Raw genomic sequence first — 4,988 nt, 5'->3', positions numbered from 1 at the left:
GTGGTGAGGGGGCCGGGGTCACCCGGATAGGCTCGGGGGATGTCACGATTTGACGGCCGCAGGCCGGATCAGCTTCGCCCCGTCACGATTGAGCGCAGCTGGAGCAAGCACGCGGAAGGCTCCGTCCTGGTGTCCTTCGGCGACACCCGGGTGCTGTGCACCGCCAGCGCCACCCAGGGCGTGCCCCGCTGGCGCAAGGGCAGCGGCGAAGGCTGGGTCACCGCCGAGTATTCGATGCTGCCCCGCGCCACCAACACCCGCGGCGACCGCGAATCCGTCCGCGGCAAGATCGGCGGCCGTACCCACGAGATCTCCCGCCTCATCGGCCGCTCCCTGCGCGCGGTCATCGACTACAAGGCCCTCGGCGAGAACACCGTCGTCCTGGACTGCGACGTCCTCCAGGCCGACGGCGGCACCCGAACCGCCGCGATCACCGGCGCCTACGTCGCCCTCGCCGACGCCGTCACCTGGATGCAGGGCAACCACTTCATCAAAGCCAGGTCCCGCCCCCTGACCGGCACCGTCGCCGCCGTGAGCGTCGGCATCGTCGGCGGCGAGCCGCTGCTCGACCTCGCCTACGAGGAGGACGTCAAGGCCGAGACCGACATGAACGTCGTCTGCACCGGCGACGGCCGCTTCGTCGAGGTGCAGGGCACCGCGGAGGGCCAGCCCTTCGACCGCGCCGAGCTGGACGCCCTGCTCGCCCTCGCCGTCAACGGCTGCGCCGAGCTGACCGCGGCCCAGCAGGCCGCCCTGGCCGCCACCGAGGGCTGACCCCCGCCCGGGCAACCCCGGCGGTGGCCTGCCGCGTGTCTACAGATGCACGCGGTACGCCGCCGGGTGCCCGCGCAGGGGAGGGGAGCCCTCATGCACACCCGTACCGCCTTACGTACCGGCACCGCCTGCACCGCACTGCTGCTGGCCGCCACCGCCGCCCTCACCGGCTGCGACCGCGTCGACCGCGCGCTGGACTGCGCCAGGACCGCCGCCACCGTCGCGGGCGACCTCCAGGACCTGCAGAGCACCGCCACCAACATCGGCCAGGTCTCCGACCCCACCCGGCGGCACGCCACCGTCGCCGCCCTGGACAAGGTGCGCGCCGACCTGAAGAACCTCGGCGACCGCACCGACGACTCCGACGTCGGCACCGCCGCCGACGACCTCGACACCGCGGTGCGCAATGCCCGCACCTCCGCCGCCGCGGGCCGCAACCCCGACCTGAGACCCGTCACCCGGGCCGCCGGCCACCTCACCGACATCTGCACCCCGGGCTGACCGGGATAATCGGCCCATGACGCGCCGCCTCGTACTCGCCACCCGCAACGCCCACAAGGTCACAGAACTCCGGGCGATCCTGACCGGCACAGGACTCGACGTCGACCTCGTCGGGGCCGACGCCTACCCCCACATCCCCGACGTCAAGGAAACCGGCGTCACCTTCGCCGAGAACGCGCTGCTCAAGGCGCGCACCCTCGCCGAGGCCACCGGGCTGCCCGCGGTCGCCGACGACTCGGGCCTGTGCGTCGACGTCCTCGGCGGCGCCCCCGGCATCTTCTCCGCCCGCTGGGCCGGACGGCACGGCGACGACGCGGCCAACCTCGCCCTGCTGCTCGCCCAGCTCGGCGACATCGACGCCCCGCACCGCGCCGCCCACTTCGCCTGCGCCGCCGCCCTCGCGCTGCCCGACGGCACCACCCGCGTGGCCGAGGGCCGCCTCACCGGCACCCTGCGCCACGCCCCGTCCGGCGCGGGCGGCTTCGGCTACGACCCGGTCCTCCAGCCCGACGGCGACACCCGTACCTGCGCCGAGCTGACCCCCGCGGAGAAGAACGCCATCAGCCACCGCGGCAAGGCCTTCCGCGCCCTGGCCCCCCTGGTCGCGGAACTCCTGGGCTGAACGCATCGAAGAGGCGCGGCACTCCGTGGAGTGCCGCGCCCTCGGCGATGGGCCCGGTGGGACTCGAACCCACGACACACCGGACCTAAACCGGCGCCCTCTAGCCAGCTGGGGTACGGGCCCGCAGCGCTACTCTACTGGGTCGGCAGGCGCGGGCACGTGTCGTGACCGGTGGGAGTACGTCTGCGTCTGGCTGTGGCACGAAGGACACAAATACCGCAGGTTCTCACGGCGGTTGTCCAGCGGGTCGCCGTTGGTGTGGTCGATCTCCAGCACCAGCCGCCTGCCCTGCCAGAGGTCGCCGACACCGCACCCGGAGCAGAGGTGCGGCACGCCCAGCTCGTCGAGTGCCCGCCGCAACAAGGCGGTCTTCGCCCGGTTCGCCCCCGGCTCCCGTCGACGCAGGATCCGGTCCGCGGACAGCCGGTACGGCGAGGCTCTGCCGCGGCCGTGCGCCTGGCCAGTGAAGTGGGCGGTGCTGATTTCGTGTGCCGTCAGACTGCGGCGCAGCCGCGCCCGGGCCGCTCCGCTGTCGGCGATCCGGAGGTGCCGGAGCGCCCCGGCGAGGCTCGTCGCCCCGGCGACCGCCGCCTCACACGCCTCCCGCGGGATGACGCCGGGGGTGGATCTGCGTCCGCTGGTGAAATGCCTCGTGTCGATGCCGAATTCGTCGAGCTTCTTGCGGACGTGCCCGTACGGGCTGTCGCGTGCCGGGTAACCCAGATACTCGAGGACTTCCCGCACGCTGTGCGAGTGCGCGGCTGCCTTTTCCAGCTGCTCCCGTGGGTAGCTGCGCCGGGCGCGTGGTGGCAGCGGCTCGGCGGTGAAGTGGCCCGTGTCGACCCCGTAGTGGGCCAGGCGACTGCGGAGGTAGCGCAGTGGGCCGCTGCCGAGCGGCGAGTCGAGCCGTCGCAGCATGTCGACGAGGCTGGTCGACACGGCGGCTGTGCGCTGCAACGCGTCGCGGGTGTACGTCACCGCGCTCACGACGGCCTCCTGCGCCCGCGATACGTGTCCGTGACCGCGTGGCAGTTGGGGCAGAGCAGCCGGAGGTTCCGCGGTCTGTCGTCCCACCACTGGCCGCTGATGTGGTCGACTTCCAGGACGAGCGGCCGACCGTTCCACTCCGGTCCCGTGCCGCACATCCCGCACCGCTCCGGCACTCCGGAGGCGATGAGCGCGCGCCGCAGCCGCCGGCCGGGGGTTCTGCCTTCCTCGGGTGTGCGCAGGCACAGAAGGCCGGACCGGCGGGCGCCCGGACGCTGGGCGGGCGCCCGGGTGAAATGGCCGGTGTCGATCGCCAGCGCGGCTATCCGGCGGCTGACGTGGGTCTGGTTGCCGCCCACCGGGCTGATCCCCAGCCGCCGTACGACGTCCGCGATGCTGGAGGAGGCCGCGACGGCCTCCCGCAAGCGGTCCTCGGTGTGCCGCACCCGACCGGTGGCGAGGTGCGGGGCGTCGATCCCGGCCTCGGCCAGTTTCCGACGCAGATACCGTGTGCTGCCGGGTGTCGGGCGGCCTCCGCAGCGGCGGACGGCGTCATCGATGTGCCCCGTCACCCGGACGGCTTCCTCCAGCAACTCGCGGGTGTATCTGACTGCCACGTTCCCTCCGTTCCTCGGGCACACGTTCGTGCCCCGTACGGAGTAACGACTCCGGGCGGTCCGGGTGACGGGAGGTCAGACGCCCAGGTCGCGGATGAGTTTGGCCACGTGGCCGGTCGCCTTGACGTTGTAGAAGGCGTGCTCGACCTTGCCCTCCTCGTCGACGATGACCGTGGAGCGGATCACGCCCGTCACCGTCCTGCCGTAATTCGTCTTCTCGCCGTAGGCCGCGTAAGCGGTGAGTGTGGCGCGGTCAGGATCGGACAGAAGGGTGACGCGGAGGGATTCCTTCGTGCGGAACTTCGCCAGCTTCTCCGGCGCGTCGGGCGAGATCCCGAGGACGTCGTAGCCGGCGGTGGCCAGCTGGTCCAGATTGTCGGTGAAGTCGCAGGCCTGCTTGGTGCAGCCCGGGGTCATGGCGGCGGGGTAGAAGTAGACGATGACCTTGCGTCCGCGGTGGTCGGCGAGGGACACGGGCTTGCCGTCGGCGTCCTGGAGGGTGAAGTCGGGGGCGGGGTCGCCGGGTGACAGGCGCTCGGCCATGGAAAGGCTCCTCAGTCAAACGGGGGTGCCGACGAGGCGCTGGCCGCGTCGTACTGACAGACTGTCCGAACGCTACCTAATCAGGCGATGGAGGAGACGCGGTGTCGGACGACGTCAGGACGCCCGCTCAGATCGAGGCGGAGATTGCCCGCAGGCGGCAGGATCTGGCCGCGACGCTGGACGAGCTCGCGGTCCGCGTGCACCCGGTGACGATCGCGCGGGACACGAAGGCCAAGGCCGTCTCCACGGTGGACCACACCGTCGGGCAGGCGTATGTCGCCGCGAACCGGGCGGTCAGCAGGGCCAAGGCGCATTTCGTCACCGACGAGGGCGCGCCGCGCCCGGAGCGGATACTGCCGGTCGCGGTGGCGGGGGTCGTGCTGATCTTCGCGGTGACCGGTCTCTCGGCGTGGCGCCGCCGCCGGTAACGTCGTGGGCGTGAGGTCGAACAGTGAGCACGACAAACTGCCCATCCGGATGCTGCACGACCGTGTCCTGGTGCGGCAGGAGTCAGGCGAGGGCGAGCGCCGCAGCGGCGGCGGCATCCTGATCCCGGCGACTGCCGCCGTGGGGCGCCGCCTGGCGTGGGCCGAGGTCGTCGCGGTGGGGCAGAACGTGCGGACCGTGGAGGTCGGCGACCGGGTGCTGTACGACCCGGAGGACCGCGCCGAGGTCGAGGTGCGGGGGGTCGCGTACGTCCTGATGCGGGAGCGCGATCTGCACGCGGTGGCCTCGGAGCGCCTCAAGGGCACGGACGACTCGACCGGCCTGTACCTCTGAGGCCGCCGAGACCTCCCGGGGGTCCCGGACCTCCGGGACCCTGACACCCGCCGGGTCGCCCGGCCGAGCCGCCAAGGCCCCGGAACCGAAGGCCTCAGCCTCCCGGACCCGCTATCCGCCCGTGTCGCCGCCCGGCCCGTTCGGGCTGGCCCCGCCGCCGCCAC

The 4,988-nt window shown here is 72.5% G+C and carries 8 protein-coding genes and 1 tRNA gene; 5 read left to right on the top strand and 4 right to left on the bottom strand.

Annotation, left to right across the window (positions count from 1 at the left end; genetic code table 11):
* Positions 1-39 precede the first annotated feature (39 nt).
* The 3 genes from rph to rdgB all read left to right on the top strand — a co-directional run bounded on the left by rph (position 40) and on the right by rdgB (position 1,897).
* Positions 40-774: a ribonuclease PH gene (rph, locus tag V7E46_RS32440; protein ID WP_333771756.1), complete on the top strand. Its 735-nt coding sequence runs from the start codon at positions 40-42 to the stop codon at positions 772-774.
* Positions 775-867: 93 nt separating this feature from the next.
* Positions 868-1,275 (top strand): hypothetical protein, encoded by a 408-nt coding sequence (locus V7E46_RS32435; RefSeq protein WP_333771755.1) that lies wholly within the window; start codon positions 868-870, stop codon positions 1,273-1,275.
* A 16-nt stretch (positions 1,276-1,291) separates the two neighbouring features.
* Positions 1,292-1,897, top strand: coding sequence for an RdgB/HAM1 family non-canonical purine NTP pyrophosphatase (gene rdgB, locus V7E46_RS32430; protein ID WP_333771754.1), 606 nt, complete (start codon positions 1,292-1,294; stop codon positions 1,895-1,897).
* 48 nt (positions 1,898-1,945) lie between these two features.
* Here the strand turns inward: rdgB and V7E46_RS32425 are convergent.
* The 4 genes from V7E46_RS32425 to bcp form a co-directional block, all read right to left on the bottom strand.
* A tRNA-Leu gene (locus tag V7E46_RS32425) sits at positions 1,946-2,020 on the bottom strand.
* Between the two features lie 6 nt (positions 2,021-2,026).
* Entirely contained in the window at positions 2,027-2,884 is an 858-nt protein-coding gene (locus V7E46_RS32420) for an HNH endonuclease signature motif containing protein (RefSeq protein WP_333771753.1), read from the bottom strand.
* On the bottom strand, positions 2,881-3,501 hold the full coding sequence (locus V7E46_RS32415; protein WP_333771752.1) for an HNH endonuclease signature motif containing protein: 621 nt from the start codon (positions 3,499-3,501) through the stop codon (positions 2,881-2,883). The genes V7E46_RS32420 and V7E46_RS32415 overlap by 4 nt, the downstream gene beginning before the upstream one ends.
* A gap of 75 nt (positions 3,502-3,576) precedes the next feature.
* Positions 3,577-4,044 (bottom strand): thioredoxin-dependent thiol peroxidase, encoded by a 468-nt coding sequence (gene bcp / locus V7E46_RS32410; protein WP_333771751.1) that lies wholly within the window; start codon positions 4,042-4,044, stop codon positions 3,577-3,579.
* Between the two features lie 101 nt (positions 4,045-4,145).
* Between bcp and V7E46_RS32405 the strand changes: the two genes are divergently transcribed.
* Entirely contained in the window at positions 4,146-4,472 is a 327-nt protein-coding gene (locus tag V7E46_RS32405) for a DUF3618 domain-containing protein (RefSeq protein ID WP_333771750.1), read from the top strand.
* 49 nt (positions 4,473-4,521) lie between these two features.
* Entirely contained in the window at positions 4,522-4,824 is a 303-nt protein-coding gene (locus tag V7E46_RS32400) for a GroES family chaperonin (RefSeq protein ID WP_329182544.1), read from the top strand.
* Positions 4,825-4,988 lie beyond the last annotated feature (164 nt).

The organism is Streptomyces sp. IBSBF 2435 (genome assembly GCF_036815005.1).
Taxonomy (GTDB): domain Bacteria; phylum Actinomycetota; class Actinomycetes; order Streptomycetales; family Streptomycetaceae; genus Actinacidiphila.
This window is presented reverse-complemented; position numbering and strand designations above follow the sequence as displayed.

Excerpts from the sequence above, each read along its gene's own strand:
- rph (WP_333771756.1), top strand. The coding sequence starts at position 40 with ATGTCACGATTTGACGGCCGCAGGCCGGATCAGCTTCGCCCCGTCACG.
- V7E46_RS32435 (WP_333771755.1), top strand. The coding sequence starts at position 868 with ATGCACACCCGTACCGCCTTACGTACCGGCACCGCCTGCACCGCACTG.
- rdgB (WP_333771754.1), top strand. The coding sequence starts at position 1,292 with ATGACGCGCCGCCTCGTACTCGCCACCCGCAACGCCCACAAGGTCACA.
- bcp (WP_333771751.1), bottom strand. The coding sequence starts at position 4,044 with ATGGCCGAGCGCCTGTCACCCGGCGACCCCGCCCCCGACTTCACCCTC.
- V7E46_RS32400 (WP_329182544.1), top strand. The coding sequence starts at position 4,522 with ATGCTGCACGACCGTGTCCTGGTGCGGCAGGAGTCAGGCGAGGGCGAG.